This is a genomic window from Kosakonia oryzae, assembly GCF_001658025.2.
In the GTDB taxonomy this organism is placed as follows: Bacteria; Pseudomonadota; Gammaproteobacteria; order Enterobacterales; family Enterobacteriaceae; genus Kosakonia; species Kosakonia oryzae.
In genome coordinates this window covers 3,040,455-3,056,371 of sequence record NZ_CP014007.2, presented here as the reverse complement: position 1 = coordinate 3,056,371, position 15,917 = coordinate 3,040,455, and the positions used below count along the sequence as shown (strand labels likewise).

The following is a 15,917-nucleotide window of genomic DNA, read 5'->3' as shown; positions in this document are numbered from 1 at the left end:
GCAAAGGGTCTGAAAAGGACTATCTGGTAATGCCTTAATCCTATCCGAGCCTTTCTTTTTTCAGTTGCTCCAGTCTCACATGCAGCGATTTAGGGAATAGTTCGGTATAAACCTGCCAAAGGATATTCAGTGATTTATGTCCTGTGACCTGGGCTACTTCTTCAATCGTAAAACCTGACTCGAATAGCCTGCTGGCGCCCTCCCGACGCAAATCGTGATAGCGTAAATCTTCTATGCCCAGCTTATCTCGTACCTGGCGATATGTTTGTGTAACGCTTCGACTGTGAAAGGGGAATACTCTCTCTGAGATTTTTGGTTGCCTCTGCAATATATCCCAGGATTCTCCAAGTAAGGGTACCAGCATGTGGTTTCCGGCTTTTTTTCTCGGATCCTTTCTGTCCCTGACCAAAACAGCCTTTTGCTGCATATCAACATCTTCCCATTGAATTCTGCAAACTTCCCCAATACGCATGCAGGTTAGTATGGAAAATAAAAAAATGTCAGAGAAAGGGACTTTTTTATAGGAGGTCATTTCTTTGTTTCTTAAGCCAGCAATAATCTGTTCCGATTCCTCGCGCGTGGGGCGCCGACTTCTCTTCTGTGTTGGCCCTATGACTTTCATTTGCGTAAGGTTTTGCCTGGCAAGGCTATATGCCTGCAGGTCTGCATCAATATTAAAAATCGGTTTAGCCGCTTTAAGGACAGAACCAATATAAGCCAGATCCTGCGCTACCGTCGCAGCACCTGCACCACAGGCCCGTCGTTGCTCGCAATGCTCAATAAGTGTACCTGATGACAAATCAGAAACTGCAACGCTGGCTACAGGTGAGCGGGATATCAGTTTTAGTACATCAGCTTTTGAACGTCCGTACTTTATGTTCGGGTGGCTGGTGTATTTTTGTATAAGCTCACCAAGCGTCACTTTTGGTGACTGGTCATCAGAAGGAATCCCATTGTTTTCTATATGCGAAACCCTGCTTATTCCCCAGGCTTTTGCGAGAGACAATTTTCCAAACGTCCTGTTCTCACGGTAGATATATTTCCCTGCCTTTTTCACCCCAACAGTGCACCGGTAGCGCAGGGTGCCGTCTGATTTGATTCTTTTCTCTACCGTGTAAAAAGCCATATATCGTTCCTTACTGGTGTCCTGTGGGGTGCTGTGTGGGGGACTGGGACGACAAAATTAGCCTAAATTGAGAAAAAATGCACTAAAAAATACTGGTCAAATAATCAGTTAAATTTATAATTTAATGATTAATAATGGTTTTATTTGGTGCTTGGGTATGCAGATGCCGACACAATGTCGGGGATTTTTTTAACTCGTCGGCGATCACAATTACTAAAAAACGTAAAAAGCCTGGTAATTATCACAATTGTCCGGGTGAGCGCTTCTTCTAATACTTTAGCCTGTAGTAAGCGGCGCGAAGCCCAATTCGCGTCAGGTTGAAATATCCATTTTCACCTCACAAGGCTGATAAAAAATGACCCTCACCTCTGTTCTCAGTACCAAAGATAAAATAGGTTATGGCCTCGGCGATATGGCCAGCGCGCTGGTCTGGCAAACGGCCACACTGTTTCTCGCTTATTTCTATACCGATGTTTTTGGTTTACCCGCCGCTATTATGGGCACCATGTTTTTGGTGGTGCGGGTGATTGATGCGTTTGCCGATCCCTGTATTGGCGCACTGGTCGATCGCACGCAAACCCGTCACGGACGTTTCCGCCCCTGGCTGCTATGGTTTGCGATTCCGTTTGGCGTCAGTTGCATTATCACTTTCTATGTGCCGGATGCCGGTCCAACGGCGAAAATCATCTATGCCTGCGTGACTTACGCGATCCTGAGTTTTATCTACTCCGCGATAAATGTACCGTACTGCGCAATGCCCGGTTCGCTGACCATGGACCCGCAGGAGCGCCATTCCCTGCAATCGTGGCGTTTTTGCCTGTCGTTTATCGGCGGATTGATCGTGACGGTAATTGCGTTACCGCTGGTGGCGCAGCTCGGTAACGGCAACGATCAGAAGGGCTATTTTTACGCGATGAGTATGATGGGCGTGCTGGGTATTTTACTCTTCTTCGGCTGCTTCTTTATGACCCGTGAGCGTTATACGCCGCATAATGACAGCTCAGGATCAATATTCAGCGATCTCAAATTACTGGCGAAAAATAGCCAGTGGCGCATTGTTTTTCTGTTCAATATTTTACTGCTCACCGCCGTGGTTACGCGTGGCTCGGCAACCATGTATTACGTCAAATATGTATTACAGCGCCCGGAAATGGTCTTTGCCTTTATTGTGTCCGGCATGATTGCCGCGCTGCTTGGCGCATTATTCTCCGCACGTTTGTTGGGGAAATTTGATCGCGTTCGGGCTTATCAGTGGACCATCATTACCTTTGTGGTGTTTGCCGCACTGATATTTATCATTCCGCCTACGCAAGTGTGGCTTATATTTGGCCTCAATATTGTTTTCAGCTTTATTCAGAATCTCACCACGCCGCTACAGTGGACCATGTTTTCCGATGTGGTGGATTACGAAGAGCATCGCAGCGGGCGACGCCTTGATGGCCTGGTGTTCTCGACGGCGCTGTTTGCCATCAAGTTCGGTCTTGCGCTTGGTGGCGCCGTTGTCGGCTGGGTGCTGGGCGCGGTGGATTATATACCGAACCAGGCGCAGCAAACGGCCAGCGTACTGACCACCATCAATGCGTTGTTTACGCTGATTCCGTGTCTGCTGTTTATTAGCATGGTGCTGTTGCTTACCCGCTACAAACTGAATAGCCAGCTGACCAACACCATTGCCCGCGAACTGATCCGCAAACGCGACGCCAGCAATTCAGTGGCAACCCCACAAACTACCCCGGATTTCAGTAACACAGGAGTGACCCGATGAGCGCAATTTATCAGGACCCTGGCCGCCCGGTTTCCGAACGCGTGGCCGATCTGCTTGCCCGGATGACACCGGAAGAGAAATTCGCCCAGATGCATGCATTATGGCTGGTGCTGTCAGAAGATGGCGAGCACCGCGAACGTAGCGATTTGAGCGACGAATTTGCCGGCGTCAGTGCCCAGGCGGCGCTGGCTGAACGGTTAACGCGAGGTATCGGGCAGATAACCCGTCCGCTCGGTACGCATATTGTTGATGCGCAAAGCGGGGTAAGGGCCGCTAACCGGCTGCAAAAAAGCATGGTAGAAGAGACGCGGCTGGGGATCCCGGCGCTGTTTCATGAAGAGTGTCTGGTGGGCTTGTTGTGCAAAGAGGCCACGCTATTTCCTTCATCACTTAACTATGGTTCGACCTGGGATCCGGCGCTGATAAAACGCGCCGCACAGCAAATCGGCGAGGAAGCGCGCAGCACCGGTTGCAAGCAGGGGCTGGCGCCGGTGCTGGATGTTTCGCGCGATGTGCGCTGGGGCCGCACTGAGGAGACGTTTGGCGAAGATCCCTGGCTGGTAGGTATGATGGCCTGTGCTTATGTTGAGGGGTTACAGGGCGAGCGGGGCGATATGCTGGCGACGCTCAAACACTACGTTGGCCACTCTTTCAGCGAAGGCGCGCGCAACCATGCGCCGGTGCATCTGGGTTTTTGCGAACTTAACGACACCTTTTTGTTGCCCTTTGAAATGGCGGTCAAACTGGCGAAAGCCGGTTCGGTGATGCCCGCTTATCACGACATCGATAATCAACCCGGGCACAGCGATCATTTCCTGCTGACCACGCTGCTGCGCGAAGAGTGGGGCTTTGATGGCATTATCGTTGCCGATTATGGCGGCGTCAGTCTGCTCCATCAGCATCACGGCGTCAGTCATGATGCGGCAGAATCGGCGGCGTTAGCCTTTAACGCCGGGCTGGATATTGAATTGCCGAAAGATGACTGCGCCCGTCATCTGGCGGAGGCGGTTGAGCGCGGGCTAATTTCAATGGCGAAGATCGATGAAATCGTCGCCCGCGTACTGGCGGTTAAATTCCGCCTTGGATTGTTCGAACAGCCCTACACAGATGAGCGCCGTATCGTGTTGCAGTCTGATGCGGCACGGCAGGCTGCGCGTGACGTGGCAACCCGTTCGCTGACCCTGCTGGAAAACAACGGCATTCTGCCGCTGCGAGGAACACCAAAAGTGGCGGTGGTTGGCCCGACAGCGGACGATCCGCTGGCCCTGCTCAGCGGTTACAGTTTTCCGGTACATTTGATCATCAGCGATATGCTGGAAGAGACCTCGCAGGTCACCACACCGCTCGCGGCATTGCGCCAGGCGCTGGGGGAGGGCAATGTTCGCTATGCGAAAGGTTGCCACATCATTGAAAAACGCATGGCGGGAGCGCCGGTCTTCCCGGGCGATGCCTCCGGCAAACCGATGCAGAAATCGCCGGTTTCCATGGATCAAAGCCTGATCCCGCAGGCGGTGCGTGCGGCGCAGGAGAGCGATGTGGTGATTGCCTGTGTGGGCGATCTTGCCGGGCTATTCCAGAGCGGCACGGTGGGTGAAGGCTCCGATACGGACAGCCTGTCGCTGCCCGGTGTGCAACAGCAATTGCTCGAGGCGCTGGTCGAGACCGGCAAACCCGTGGTGGTGGTGATGACCGGTGGGCGTCCTTACAACCTGCAAGGGCTGGAAACGCGTGTTGCCGCCTGGTTAATGGCATGGGCGCCGGGTCAGGAGGGCGGCTACGCAATTGCCGATGTGCTGACCGGCCGCGCGGAACCGCAGGGACGGCTGGTGGTGAGCGTGCCGAAAAGTGCGGGCGCGATGCCCTATTATTACAACCACAAACTGAAAAGCGGCGGCACGCCGTTTGCCTTCCATTTTGGCTCCCGCTACCCGTTCGGCTACGGGCTAAGCTGGACGCAGTTCGATTATGCGCCTCTGGTATTGTTAACGCCGGAAGTGGCTATTGATGGCGAAATCGCATTGCAGATTCGGGTCACCAATGTTGGCGAACGCAGCGGCAGCGAGGTTGTGCAGATCTACGTGCGCGACAAAGTCGCTTCGATGGTACGGCCGGTGCAGGAGTTGAAAGCGTTCCAGCGCGTGGAGCTTTCGCCAGGAGAGTCAGCCACGCTGACCTTTACCCTGCCCGTGGATATGCTCAATTTCACGCGGCGCGACGGCAAGCGCATCGTCGAGCCGGGCGAGTTTGAATTGCGGGCTGGTGCGTCATCGGGCGATATACGCACAACAGCAACGGTGAATGTTACCGGTGAAACGCGGGTGCTGCCAGCCGCATGGAGGATGATGAGCCGCTGCGAAATCAACCGTTAGCAAACCGCAGCCCATCGCCAGATGGGCTGTTTTTCTGGTTAGCATGCAGATAACAAATACATGTAAGAAATAACAAGCCCACTTTATTTCTCACATAATCGTAAGCTATGCGTGTGATCGTAAGCTATTTGTGCCGCGCCCCTGAATATATTCATTGTATTGATAATTACCCTGCATATAATCCTTTCTGTTCACTGTTATTTATCCCGCATAGTATTTCACGCTTTATTTAAGCGACGTATTTCGAGGCAATGTAATATGAGAAAAAACCATGAACGACATTACGTTCATTTTATTTGTAATGGCCTGACAGGTTTTGTGGAAGTGGAGCCTGAAGGTGCCATGTGGGTGAATTACGCGGGCGATCGCCGGGTATATGTGGCGTTACAGGGAAGGTTACGCAATGTGGTTGATCATGTTCTGGCGCAGCATAATCTGTTTTCTGGCAGGGTGAAATAAGGATTTACGCAATCTCTGCTATTTATTTTCACCTCTCCAAATCTCTTTCGTCGTTAATTTTTTTTGTTTTTCATCAGTGTGCGTTTTTTTAATGCAACGTTGACTCACCCGTATTATCTGGAATGGTTTGCATGAAAAATTTATTAATGGTTATTGCCGTACTGGCCTGTACGGCGCTCAACGGCTGCGCCTCGTATAATGATCATATACGCGCCTGCGATGGTCCGGATGTCAGCGCAGTACATTTGGCGTTAGATTATCTGCCTGTTGGCGCTGCGCTTGATAATGGTACGTGCGCGGTGATGGGTAATGCGAAGTGATGTTTTTGAGGCGAAAAAAAAGCCCATCGTGGGAGATGGGCAAAGACTACACACAGCAATTCGTTGTTTCACTCAGGGGATTTCCATGCTTATAAACCAAGGTGTTGATTTATAACCGTGGTCTTATAGTAGGCATGCGGCTTTTTTGAGTCGATCAGATTCGTCTCATTAGTTTAATGGTCTTGAAGAATATATGCGGAAGATACCGCATTATGCGGGCTACAGAGGAGTCTGATTAGATTTTATTATCTTAAATGATAAGCATGGCTTAATAATTATTTAAGGCGGGCTACCCCGCCTTAAGATTATTTTCAGGAAGAGGCTTGTGAATTTTGCTCGTCATTCAATACATCTTCTGCGCGCGTGGTGGGTTCGGGCACTTCATTCACCCATGCGGAGAAAAGACGCCATGAGACGGCCAGCAGCACCGGGCCAATAAACAGGCCAATCATACCAAATGCGATCAGCCCGCCGATGACGCCGGAGAGGATCAAAATCAGCGGTAAGTCTGCACCCATACGAATAAGCACCGGGCGGATAAAGTTATCCAGCGTGGCGACCACGCAGCTCCAGACCAGCAGCACGGTGCCCCAGGTGGAATCGCCGCTCCAGTAAAGCCAGATGATCGCCGGAACCAGCACCAGCAATGGCCCAATCTGGATAAGACAGGTCATCAGCATCACGACGGTGAGCAGCGTAGCGTAAGGGACGCCGGAGATGGCCAGCCCGATTCCGCCCAGAACCGCCTGCACCAGCGCGGTCACGACCACGCCCAGCGCTACCGCGCGGATAGCCTGACCGGCGAGCAACACTGCCGCATCGCCGCGCTTTGCCGCCAGACGAACGGCGAAATGGCGAATCCCCTGCGCCACCTGTTCACCTCGCCAGTAGAGCAAGGCGCTGAATAACAGCATCAGCCCACAGTGCAGCATAAAACGACCAATATGCGCGGCCTGGCCGACAAACCACGTGGTGGTTGCCCCAACGTAAGGCCGCAGTTTCGCCATGATCGCGGTGCCCCCCATATCCAGCAGGTTATGCCAGCCGCTATAGAGCTTTTCACCCACCAGCGGGATGCTGTGCAGCCATGCCAGATCGGGCGGTGACATCGAACCGGTGGTAATGGCATGGATAACCGGGCCGCTGGAGTCTACCAGGCTGTTCACCAGCAGGGCTACGGGAACAATAAACAGCAGGATTAATAGCAACATCATCACCAGAACCGCCAGCGAGCGTCGGCCAAACAGCAGGCGTTGCAGACGTAACAGCAACGGCCAGGTGGCTATTACTACGGTTCCCGCCCAGGCAAAACCGAGGATAAAGGGCTGAACAATCCACAAACAGGCGATAATCATGATTGCTAAAAACAGTACCGACAGCATCACTTGCGGCACATCCCTGGACTGACGTAGATCAACCATATGATTTACACACCTTTATTAAATTGCTGAAGAGTGGGCGTTGCAGGAAGGCGCCCGTGATAATGATTAATGATTTCAGCGCGTTTGCCCAGCCCGATTGTGCCTGCAATTCTCTGGGCGTATAAGAAAAAAATGTGATACAACGATGCATGCTTAAAGCAAACGATTAACTATTCACAACACTCACCATCAGGCAGGGTCAAGCATAATGATCCCACAGATTTCCCAGGCACCCGGCGTTGTTCAGCTGGTGCTGAATTTTTTGCAAGCACTGGAGCAGCAAGGTTTTACAGGTGATACCGCCACGAATTATGCCGACAGGCTGACGATGGCAACAGACAATAGTATTTACCAGTTATTACCCGATGCAGTCGTTTTCCCCCGTTCAACATCCGATGTTGCACTGATTACCCGTCTGGCGGCGGAAGAGCGCTTCCGCACGCTGGTGTTTACGCCGCGCGGCGGCGGCACCGGCACCAATGGTCAGGCGCTGAACCAGGGCATCATTGTCGATATGTCCCGCTATATGAACCGCATTATGGAGATCAACCCTGAAGAGGGCTGGGTGCGCGTTGAAGCGGGTGTCATTAAGGATCAGCTTAACCAATTCCTGAAACCTTACGGTTTCTTTTTCGCGCCGGAGCTCTCCACCAGTAACCGCGCGACGCTCGGCGGCATGATCAACACTGATGCTTCCGGTCAGGGTTCACTGGTGTACGGTAAAACCTCCGATCACGTTTTGGGCGTGCGTGCAGTGTTGCTGGGCGGTGATATTCTCGATACACAAGCGATGCCGGTGGCGCTGGCGGAAACGCTGGGCAAGGCCAACACGGCAATTGGTCGCGTCTATAAAACCGTACTTGAACGCTGTCGCGACAATCGCCAGCTGATCCTCGATAAATTTCCGAAACTGAACCGTTTCCTGACCGGCTACGACCTGCGTCACGTCTTTAATGATGAGATGACGGAGTTCGATCTTACCCGCGTGTTAACCGGGTCGGAAGGAACGCTGGCGTTTATCACCGAAGCGCGGCTCGACATCACCCGGCTACCGAAAGTGCGTCGGCTGGTGAACGTCAAATATGACTCGTTTGATTCCGCCTTGCGCAATGCGCCGTTTATGGTGGAAGCGCGTGCGCTGTCGGTGGAGACCGTAGATTCGAAAGTTCTGAACCTGGCGCGGGAAGATATCGTCTGGCATTCAGTAAAAGAACTGATTACCGATGTGCCGGACAAAACGCTGCTTGGCCTGAATATCGTTGAGTTCGCCGGTGACGATCAGGAATTGATTGATGGTCAGGTCGCGGCGCTGTGCCAGCGGCTGGATACGTTGATGGCCAACGGTGAAGGCGGGGTCATTGGCTGGCAGCTTTGCGAGGATCTGGCCGGGATTGAGCGCATTTATGCGATGCGTAAAAAAGCGGTCGGCCTGCTGGGTAACGCGAAAGGGGCGGCTAAACCGATCCCGTTTGCTGAAGATACCTGCGTACCGCCGGAACATCTGGCGGATTATATCGTTGAGTTCCGCGCGCTGCTGGACAGTCACGGTCTGAGCTATGGCATGTTTGGTCACGTGGATGCCGGGGTGCTGCACGTGCGTCCGGCACTGGATATGTGCGATCCGCAGCAGGAAATATTGATGAAATCCATCTCTGATGAGGTGGTGGCGTTGACGGCGAAATATGGCGGTCTGCTGTGGGGGGAACACGGGAAAGGGTTCCGCGCCGAGTACAGTCCGGCCTTTTTCGGCGCTCAGCTTTATGGCGAGCTGCGAAAAATCAAAGCGGCATTCGATCCTGAGAACCGCCTGAATCCCGGTAAAATTTGCCCGCCGGAAGGCGTGGATGCGCCAATGAAACAGGTGGATGACGTGAAACGCGGCACTCTGGATCGGCAGATCCCTATTGCGGTGCGTAATTCATGGCGCGGGGCGATGGAGTGTAACGGCAACGGTTTGTGCTTTAACTTTGATGTGAAAAGCCCGATGTGCCCGTCGATGAAGATTTCCGCCAACCGAATCCACTCGCCAAAAGGGCGCGCAACGCTGGTGCGCGAGTGGCTGCGCTTGCTGGCGGATCGCGGTGTTGATCCGCTGAAGCTGGAAAAAGAGCTGCCGGAAAAACGCGCCAGCCTGCGTACATTGATTGAGCGTACCCGCAACAGCTGGCATGCCCGACGCGGGGAGTATGACTTCTCGCACGAGGTGAAAGAGGCGATGTCCGGCTGTCTGGCCTGCAAAGCTTGCTCCACGCAGTGCCCGATTAAAATCGATGTGCCGGAATTCCGTTCGCGCTTCCTGCAACTCTATCACAGCCGTTATCTGCGCCCGGTGCGCGATCATCTGGTTGCCACGGTGGAAAGCTATGCGCCGCTGATGGCGCGTGCGCCGAAGACATTTAACTTCTTTATGAGCCAGCCATGGGTGCGTTCGCTGTCGGCCAAACATATCGGCATGGTCGATTTACCGCTGCTGTCGGTGCCCTCCCTGCAGCGTCAGATGGTGGGTCACCGTACGGCGAATATGACGCTGGAGCAGCTTGAACAGCTCAGTGCGGAGCGGAAAGCGAAAACGGTGCTGGTGGTACAGGATCCGTTTACCAGCTATTACGATGCGCAGGTGGTGGCTGACTTTGTGCGGCTGGTGGAGAAACTCGGCTTTGAGCCAGTGGTGCTGCCTTTCTCGCCGAACGGCAAGGCGCAACACATTAAAGGGTTCCTCAACCGTTTTGCCAAAACCGCGCAGAAGACCGCCGATTTCCTCAATCGCGTGGCGCAATTGGGGATGCCGATGGTGGGCGTCGATCCGGCGCTGGTACTGTGCTATCGCGACGAGTACAAACTGGCGCTGGGCGATAAGCGCGGTGATTTCCATGTTCAGCTGGTGCATGAATGGCTGCCTGCGGCGCTGGAGCATGTCGAGGCCCGCGCGGTCAGCGGCGAACCGTGGTATCTGTTTGGCCACTGTACGGAAGTGACGGCATTGCCGGGTGCGACGGGGCAGTGGGCGGCGATCTTCGCTCGTTTCGGCGCGAAGCTGGAAAATGTCAGCGTGGGCTGCTGCGGTATGGCCGGCACTTACGGCCACGAAGTGAAGAACCACGCCAGTTCGCTGGGTATTTATGAACTGTCGTGGCACCAGGCGATACAGCGTCTGCCGCGTAACCGCTGTCTGGCGACCGGCTACTCATGCCGTAGCCAGGTGAAGCGCGTTGAGGGTAACGGCGTACGCCATCCACTACAGGCTTTGCTGGAGATACTGGGATGATCTGGAAACGTGCAGTCACGCTGGAAGCGCTCAATGCCATGGGCGACGGCAATATGGTTGGTCTGCTGGATATTCGTTTTGAGCGCATCACGGAGGATGCGCTGGAAGCTTCCATGCCGGTGGATGAACGCACGCACCAGCCGTTTGGCCTGCTGCACGGCGGCGCGTCGGTCGTACTGGCGGAGACGCTTGGCTCGGTGGCGGGCTATTTATGTACCGAAGGGGATCAAAAAGTGGTAGGGCTGGAAGTTAATGCTAACCACTTGCGTTCGGTGCGCAGCGGTCGGGTGCGCGGCGTTTGCCGCGCGCTGCATACGGGCGGGCGTCATCAGGTCTGGCAAATCGATCTGTTTGATGAACAGTCGCGGCTTTGCTGCTCATCCCGCCTGACCACTGCAATTGTCTGACCAGCTTCGGCGGAGGTAATCCGCCGAAAATATTCATCTTTTATTCATTATTCTCACCATCTCTTTTTAACGCTTCGTGCTATAGTGCCCGGCACTGGATGTATCGTTTCGGCACCTTCTGCCGCGGCGAATAGCTGTAACGCGTAATGACCTGATGAAGTGATTCATTGTCTCCTTAAGCGCTACTGAATTTAAGCTTTAAGGTAACAGTGATGACATCGTTTAAACTCTCATTCTTACACCCGCGCCACTGGGTGACCTGGGTCGGTCTGGCTCTTCTCTGGCTGCTCGTTCAACTTCCTTATCCCGTTCTGGCCCGCCTTGGCGCAGGGCTTGGACATCACTCCCGCCGTTTTCTGAAGCGTCGCGAACGCATTGCGCGCCGTAATCTTGAACTCTGCTTTCCGGTTATGAGCGAAGCGCTGCGTGATGCGCTGATCGCCAAAAACTTTATGTCGCTTGGCATGGGATTAATCGAAACTGGTATGGCATGGTTCTGGTCGGATAAACGCGTGCGCCGCTGGTTTGATGTTGAAGGTTACCAGCATTTACAGGCTGCGCAGGCCAGCGAGCAGGGCGTGATGGTGGTCGGCGTACATTTTATGTCGCTGGAGCTGGGCGGCCGCGTAATGGGATTGTGCCAGCCGATGATGGCCACCTATCGTCCGCACAACAACCCGCTGATGGAGTGGGTACAGACGCGCGGGCGTATGCGTTCAAATAAAAATATGATCGACCGTCGCAACCTGAAAGGGCTGGTGAATGCGTTAAAACAGGGTGAAGCTGTCTGGTTCGCGCCGGACCAGGATTATGGCCGCAAGGGCAGTACCTTCGCGCCGTTCTTCTCGGTGAAAGATGCCGCCACCACCAACGGTACGTATGTGCTTTCACGTCTGTCGGGCGCTAAAATGCTGACGGTGACGATGGTGCGCAAAACCGATGGCTCCGGTTATTCATTGCATATTGGTCCTGCGTTAAATGATTATCCTGGCGAGGATGAGTTTGCGGCGGCCAGCTATATGAATAAAGTGATTGAGCGCGAAATTTTGCGCGCGCCGGAACAGTATCTGTGGATCCACCGCCGCTTCAAAACCCGTCCGCTCGGCGAACCTTCGCTCTATAACTGATCTCTTTTCTCAGCGCCCCGGGTTTCGGGGCGTTGTATTATCATTGCGTTAAAATTGACACGGGATGCTTATGGTCAGGTTTATTGTGGTTAGTTGTTTTACTCTCTTTTCCGCATGTTCGTTTGCCACCGGTATCAACCTCTCGTGCGATGAATATACCGCTGTTGTTGAGCCTGAGGGGCTTACCGTAAACGGTCATCGCTATACCAATCCGCAAGAGAAGCCGTTCGATATCTCTGACGATTACACTGGCCGCTCGCTGATTTATACCGACAGCCAGGATCAGAACAACCAGACCAACTGGGTTGCCATCAATATCATCACGCAGATCTCCAGCGGTAAAAAAGCGTTCTTCTTATCTGACAGCAAACACACAGATGATAAAGCCATCATCTGTACGCGCAAGGATGCAGAGCAGTAAGGTTAAAAGTCTTCCAGCAGCCGCAACTGACTGAAGGTTAATGGGCGAGAGAACATGTAACCCTCGATGCCGATATGGCTGTAGCGGCTGAGCAGCGCAAGGTCGGATGAACGTTCCACGCCCTCGCAAATGACATGTGTGCCAGCCGGGATCACCTTGTCGATCAAATTATGAAGTGTGGATAGTTTTGCCGGGCTGGCGGCAATTCCGCAGACCAGCGTTCGTGCAAGTTTAATGGTGTCAAAGCGAAACATGCGCAGGCTGTCGGCAGATTCTTTCCGCGTGCCAAAATCCTCTAACGAGAGCATAAAACCATAGGTTCTCGCCTGCTGTAAAAACGCCTGACGATGCATCTGTGGTGTATCCGTCAGCCACTCGCCAACCTCAATCTCAATGCGTTGCGGCGCCACGTGATGATCCCCGCACTGCTGGTAAAGGCTGGCGAGGTACGCCATATCGTTCATTAACTGAGCGGGGAGTTTGAATGAAACCGTGATGCCTTCTTTCATTTTCAGCAGTTCACAGACGGTCTCAAACAAAAAATCGCTAATGGCTTGAATGGTTTCTCTCGCAAGAATATCGAAGGATTGTTCTACTGGAAGCCAACGATCGCTGGCATTATAAATTTTGGCAAGAACTTCGTAGCGGAAAATAGTTTTCCCGGAAAGGTGCATGACGGGTTTGAACTCTGCGGTAACGCTAAGTTTTTTGTCCGCAATTTCCAATGTTTTTATATTCATTATCCCTTATTCAGCTCCCCACTCACAAGAACAGGTCTAACCACTATATAATTTTTCAATTTTACACAACTAATCATAAACTTTGAAAATTGTTTTGAATGATCGATCCTCTCTTTTCGATAGTCTGTATCTATTGCTATTATTAAAATGATCGCTTAAATCTATAAATAAAGATGGCCTTTTGTTTTAGGTATTTTTATTGTGTCAGGCTTATCAGCTAATTATTTGCGTTTTGTATTATTTATCTCCTTGTTTTTCTCCAGGAAAGTGGACTCAACGCAAATTAATACGCTCTTATCGCCTGCGGCAGGATTTGCCAAAAGCGTAAACTTTAATGCACATCACCTCTTTTGATCCTGATGCTGATCTGCTACTGCTTCACCCGGCACGATCCGTTGTTCATTTTTTTTGACCGTTTTTCTGTCATAGATGATGTCTTTAAACATGTATTTTTAATATTTTTATTGGCGCAGAAAGCGGAGCGAAAAAATAAAAGAACCTTTTATGGCATATCATTCTCGCTTTCGCCTGCCTATGAGCGGCAAAGCGTTAAATATGCTCAGAAAGCGTAAATAAACCTTTTCAAATTTGCGATTAATGAATTTCGCCTGCAAAGAACAAGTGCAGTAGAGCCTGGAAATAACAAAATCTCGTCGCGGTATTTTTATACGCTATTGCCGTACGTCCAAAAAACGTGCGTGAGCCGTGGGCGTCACAAAAGGGAATTGAACTCTGGCGGTGAGACTGTGCGATCTCCACTCGCCGTCGGTGGGGAGTGGAGTATCACCCGGAGGGTTATAAATGTCTGGAGAGGAAATCCTCAATCAAACGCAGTACCTCCCCGGGGTTTTCGCGGTTGCTGATATGCGCAGCATTCGGGATCAGCGTAAAATCGCAGCCCAGCTTTTCTGCCATCAGGCGACCTTCGACCGGCGGCCTCGGCAGATCCAGTTCACCAGTGGCAACCTGTGTCGGACAGCGAATGGAATCCAGCACGGAAAGCCTGTCCGGGCGACCAAAAATCTGTTTGCCGAGCGGGACGATACTGCCGCGCAGCTGTTCTGCGGTGAGTGAAGAGAGATACGCGGTGAGCTGCTGAACATCCGCCGGTGCGGCATGCTGTGAATAAAATTGCCCGACGATGTAATCCAGCATGGCAGGCGGAATGACGCCAGCGGTGTCAATGGCGTTGAGCATGCCGAAGTAGCGCTCGCGCGCTTCACTGGTTTCATCACCGATAAAGGTATCAAACAGCATTAACGCTTTTACCCGCTGTGGCACTGCGGCAGCCAGTTCGGCTGACCACATGCCGCCAACGGACAACCCCACCACCGCGAACTCCTCAATCTGCAACGCATCCATCAGCGCCAGATGATCGGCGGCCAGATCCACCAGCGACGTTGTTGATGCGGGCAGGGCGGGCGATTCTCCGTGGCCCCACAAATCCGGCGCGATCACGCGGAATTGTTTAGCCAGAGCTTCAATCTGCGGTGACCACATCGATTTATCGAACAGATAACTGTGGCCGAGTAAAACGGGAAATCCTGAACCGGTATCCAGATATGACATCGTAGCTTTCATTAACTCTCTCCATGTTTGCAGGGCGCAGCCCGGATTTAAACCAGGCGCTATCTTACAGGAGATATTTTCGCCGTGTCGGCTGAGAAAATCCTAATTACAGAGAAACGTCTTAAGCCGGGACGAAGACGTTGTGATAAATGGCGTCCTCTTTTCCATAGCGATTTCTGTTTATACCACCCTGGTTTTTATGGCGATTGATGAAGATGAAGCGGGCGGAAGCGCAGCGTGTGTGCTTGTTTTCTGCTGCTGGTAACTTTTTGATAACCCACTCCGTTTTTAAGGCGACTTTTTTTCGATCCTATCTCAAAAATAGGTATTGCCTATACATCTTATCTTTTTCACCGGACTGCCCGTGTCTGGCTGTCTAAAGTCATTATTTATCAATTTATTAAACAATTTTTCACTTATCTGTAATGCCTTTCAGCAACGTCTATGCTTATAGCAGCAGCCAAAAAAGGGGCTAGCGGGGGAATAACCCTGCGGGAAAGAGGTTGAAGTGAGAATTATTATCACTAACATAGCACTATGCCCTTCGAATCTGGTGATGTGAGGTAACGCGATGGAATCATTTAATCCGGAAGATTTTGCGTGGCGCGGGCTGACCATGACGCCTGCCGCTGCTGAACATATTCGTACGCTGGCCAGCAAACAGGCTGGCGTGCTGGGCGTGCGGCTCGGCATTAAGCAGACCGGCTGCGCGGGCTTTGGTTATGTGCTGGATACCGTGACGGAACCGAATGCCGACGATTTGCTGTATGAATTCGCAGGCGCGCGCCTTTACGTTCCGCTTCAGGCGATGCCCTTTATTGATGGCACGGAAGTGGATTACGTGCGTGAAGGGTTAAATCAGATCTTCAAATTTCATAACCCGAAAGCCCAGCATGAATGCGGCTGTGGCGAAAGCTTTGGGGTATAG

13 protein-coding genes and 1 other RNA gene are annotated in these 15,917 nt (G+C 52.4%); 9 read left to right on the top strand and 5 right to left on the bottom strand.

Translation table 11 applies throughout. The annotated features are described in order from the left end of the window. Positions 1-40: 40 nt before the first annotated feature. Positions 41-1,126 carry a site-specific integrase gene (locus AWR26_RS14520; protein WP_064566881.1) on the bottom strand — a complete coding sequence of 362 codons (1,086 nt, stop codon included), beginning with the start codon at positions 1,124-1,126 and terminating at the stop codon, positions 41-43. 355 nt (positions 1,127-1,481) lie between these two features. Here AWR26_RS14520 and AWR26_RS14515 point away from each other — a divergent pair, with 355 nt between their 5' ends. From AWR26_RS14515 to AWR26_RS14500, 4 genes are all read left to right on the top strand, one after another. Next, positions 1,482-2,891 carry an MFS transporter gene (locus AWR26_RS14515; protein ID WP_064566879.1) on the top strand — a complete coding sequence of 470 codons (1,410 nt, stop codon included), beginning with the start codon at positions 1,482-1,484 and terminating at the stop codon, positions 2,889-2,891. After that, positions 2,888-5,260 carry a glycoside hydrolase family 3 N-terminal domain-containing protein gene (locus AWR26_RS14510; RefSeq protein WP_064566877.1) on the top strand — a complete coding sequence of 791 codons (2,373 nt, stop codon included), beginning with the start codon at positions 2,888-2,890 and terminating at the stop codon, positions 5,258-5,260. The genes AWR26_RS14515 and AWR26_RS14510 overlap by 4 nt, the downstream gene beginning before the upstream one ends. Positions 5,261-5,518: 258 nt before the next feature. After that, the gene (locus AWR26_RS14505; RefSeq protein ID WP_064566876.1) at positions 5,519-5,719 is read left to right on the top strand and encodes a hypothetical protein; all 201 of its coding nucleotides are present in this window, start codon (positions 5,519-5,521) and stop codon (positions 5,717-5,719) included. 131 nt (positions 5,720-5,850) lie between these two features. Beyond that, a complete protein-coding gene (locus AWR26_RS14500; protein WP_064566874.1) occupies positions 5,851-6,039 on the top strand; it encodes a hypothetical protein in 189 nt (62 codons plus the stop codon). 11 nt (positions 6,040-6,050) lie between these two features. Here the strand turns inward: AWR26_RS14500 and rprA are convergent. Beyond that, an RNA gene (gene rprA, locus AWR26_RS14495) (antisense sRNA RprA) lies at positions 6,051-6,158 on the bottom strand. Positions 6,159-6,350: 192 nt separating this feature from the next. Continuing rightward, positions 6,351-7,460 carry an AI-2E family transporter YdiK gene (gene ydiK / locus AWR26_RS14490; RefSeq protein WP_064566872.1) on the bottom strand — a complete coding sequence of 370 codons (1,110 nt, stop codon included), beginning with the start codon at positions 7,458-7,460 and terminating at the stop codon, positions 6,351-6,353. A 208-nt stretch (positions 7,461-7,668) separates the two neighbouring features. Here ydiK and ydiJ point away from each other — a divergent pair, with 208 nt between their 5' ends. From ydiJ to AWR26_RS14470, 4 genes are all read left to right on the top strand, one after another. Then, a complete protein-coding gene (gene ydiJ, locus AWR26_RS14485) occupies positions 7,669-10,725 on the top strand; it encodes a D-2-hydroxyglutarate dehydrogenase YdiJ (protein ID WP_064566871.1) in 3,057 nt (1,018 codons plus the stop codon). After that, complete coding sequence (gene menI, locus AWR26_RS14480) at positions 10,722-11,132, top strand: 1,4-dihydroxy-2-naphthoyl-CoA hydrolase (protein ID WP_043953743.1); 411 nt, start codon at positions 10,722-10,724, stop codon at positions 11,130-11,132. The genes ydiJ and menI overlap by 4 nt, the downstream gene beginning before the upstream one ends. Before the next feature lie 212 nt (positions 11,133-11,344). Further along, positions 11,345-12,259, top strand: a complete 915-nt coding sequence (gene lpxP / locus AWR26_RS14475) for a kdo(2)-lipid IV(A) palmitoleoyltransferase (RefSeq protein WP_064566869.1) — start codon at positions 11,345-11,347, stop codon at positions 12,257-12,259. Positions 12,260-12,329: 70 nt separating this feature from the next. Beyond that, on the top strand, positions 12,330-12,680 hold the full coding sequence (locus AWR26_RS14470; protein WP_227121135.1) for a hypothetical protein: 351 nt from the start codon (positions 12,330-12,332) through the stop codon (positions 12,678-12,680). A 2-nt stretch (positions 12,681-12,682) separates the two neighbouring features. Here AWR26_RS14470 and AWR26_RS14465 read toward each other — a convergent pair whose 3' ends face one another. Both AWR26_RS14465 and AWR26_RS14460 read right to left on the bottom strand, forming a co-directional pair. After that, complete coding sequence (locus AWR26_RS14465) at positions 12,683-13,420, bottom strand: EAL domain-containing protein (RefSeq protein WP_064566865.1); 738 nt, start codon at positions 13,418-13,420, stop codon at positions 12,683-12,685. A gap of 795 nt (positions 13,421-14,215) precedes the next feature. Then, positions 14,216-15,001, bottom strand: a complete 786-nt coding sequence (locus AWR26_RS14460) for an alpha/beta fold hydrolase (protein WP_064566856.1) — start codon at positions 14,999-15,001, stop codon at positions 14,216-14,218. A gap of 559 nt (positions 15,002-15,560) precedes the next feature. On the opposite strand from AWR26_RS14460, the gene sufA reads away from it, so the two are divergent. After that, positions 15,561-15,917 (top strand): Fe-S cluster assembly scaffold SufA, encoded by a 357-nt coding sequence (gene sufA / locus AWR26_RS14455; protein WP_064566854.1) that lies wholly within the window; start codon positions 15,561-15,563, stop codon positions 15,915-15,917.

Coding starts and splice junctions, on each gene's coding strand:
- AWR26_RS14520 (WP_064566881.1), bottom strand. CDS start 1,126: ATGGCTTTTTACACGGTAGAGAAAAGAATCAAATCAGACGGCACCCTG.
- AWR26_RS14515 (WP_064566879.1), top strand. CDS start 1,482: ATGACCCTCACCTCTGTTCTCAGTACCAAAGATAAAATAGGTTATGGC.
- AWR26_RS14510 (WP_064566877.1), top strand. CDS start 2,888: ATGAGCGCAATTTATCAGGACCCTGGCCGCCCGGTTTCCGAACGCGTG.
- AWR26_RS14505 (WP_064566876.1), top strand. CDS start 5,519: ATGAGAAAAAACCATGAACGACATTACGTTCATTTTATTTGTAATGGC.
- AWR26_RS14500 (WP_064566874.1), top strand. CDS start 5,851: ATGAAAAATTTATTAATGGTTATTGCCGTACTGGCCTGTACGGCGCTC.
- ydiK (WP_064566872.1), bottom strand. CDS start 7,460: ATGGTTGATCTACGTCAGTCCAGGGATGTGCCGCAAGTGATGCTGTCG.
- ydiJ (WP_064566871.1), top strand. CDS start 7,669: ATGATCCCACAGATTTCCCAGGCACCCGGCGTTGTTCAGCTGGTGCTG.
- menI (WP_043953743.1), top strand. CDS start 10,722: ATGATCTGGAAACGTGCAGTCACGCTGGAAGCGCTCAATGCCATGGGC.
- lpxP (WP_064566869.1), top strand. CDS start 11,345: ATGACATCGTTTAAACTCTCATTCTTACACCCGCGCCACTGGGTGACC.
- AWR26_RS14470 (WP_227121135.1), top strand. CDS start 12,330: ATGGTCAGGTTTATTGTGGTTAGTTGTTTTACTCTCTTTTCCGCATGT.
- AWR26_RS14465 (WP_064566865.1), bottom strand. CDS start 13,420: ATGAATATAAAAACATTGGAAATTGCGGACAAAAAACTTAGCGTTACC.
- AWR26_RS14460 (WP_064566856.1), bottom strand. CDS start 15,001: ATGAAAGCTACGATGTCATATCTGGATACCGGTTCAGGATTTCCCGTT.
- sufA (WP_064566854.1), top strand. CDS start 15,561: ATGGAATCATTTAATCCGGAAGATTTTGCGTGGCGCGGGCTGACCATG.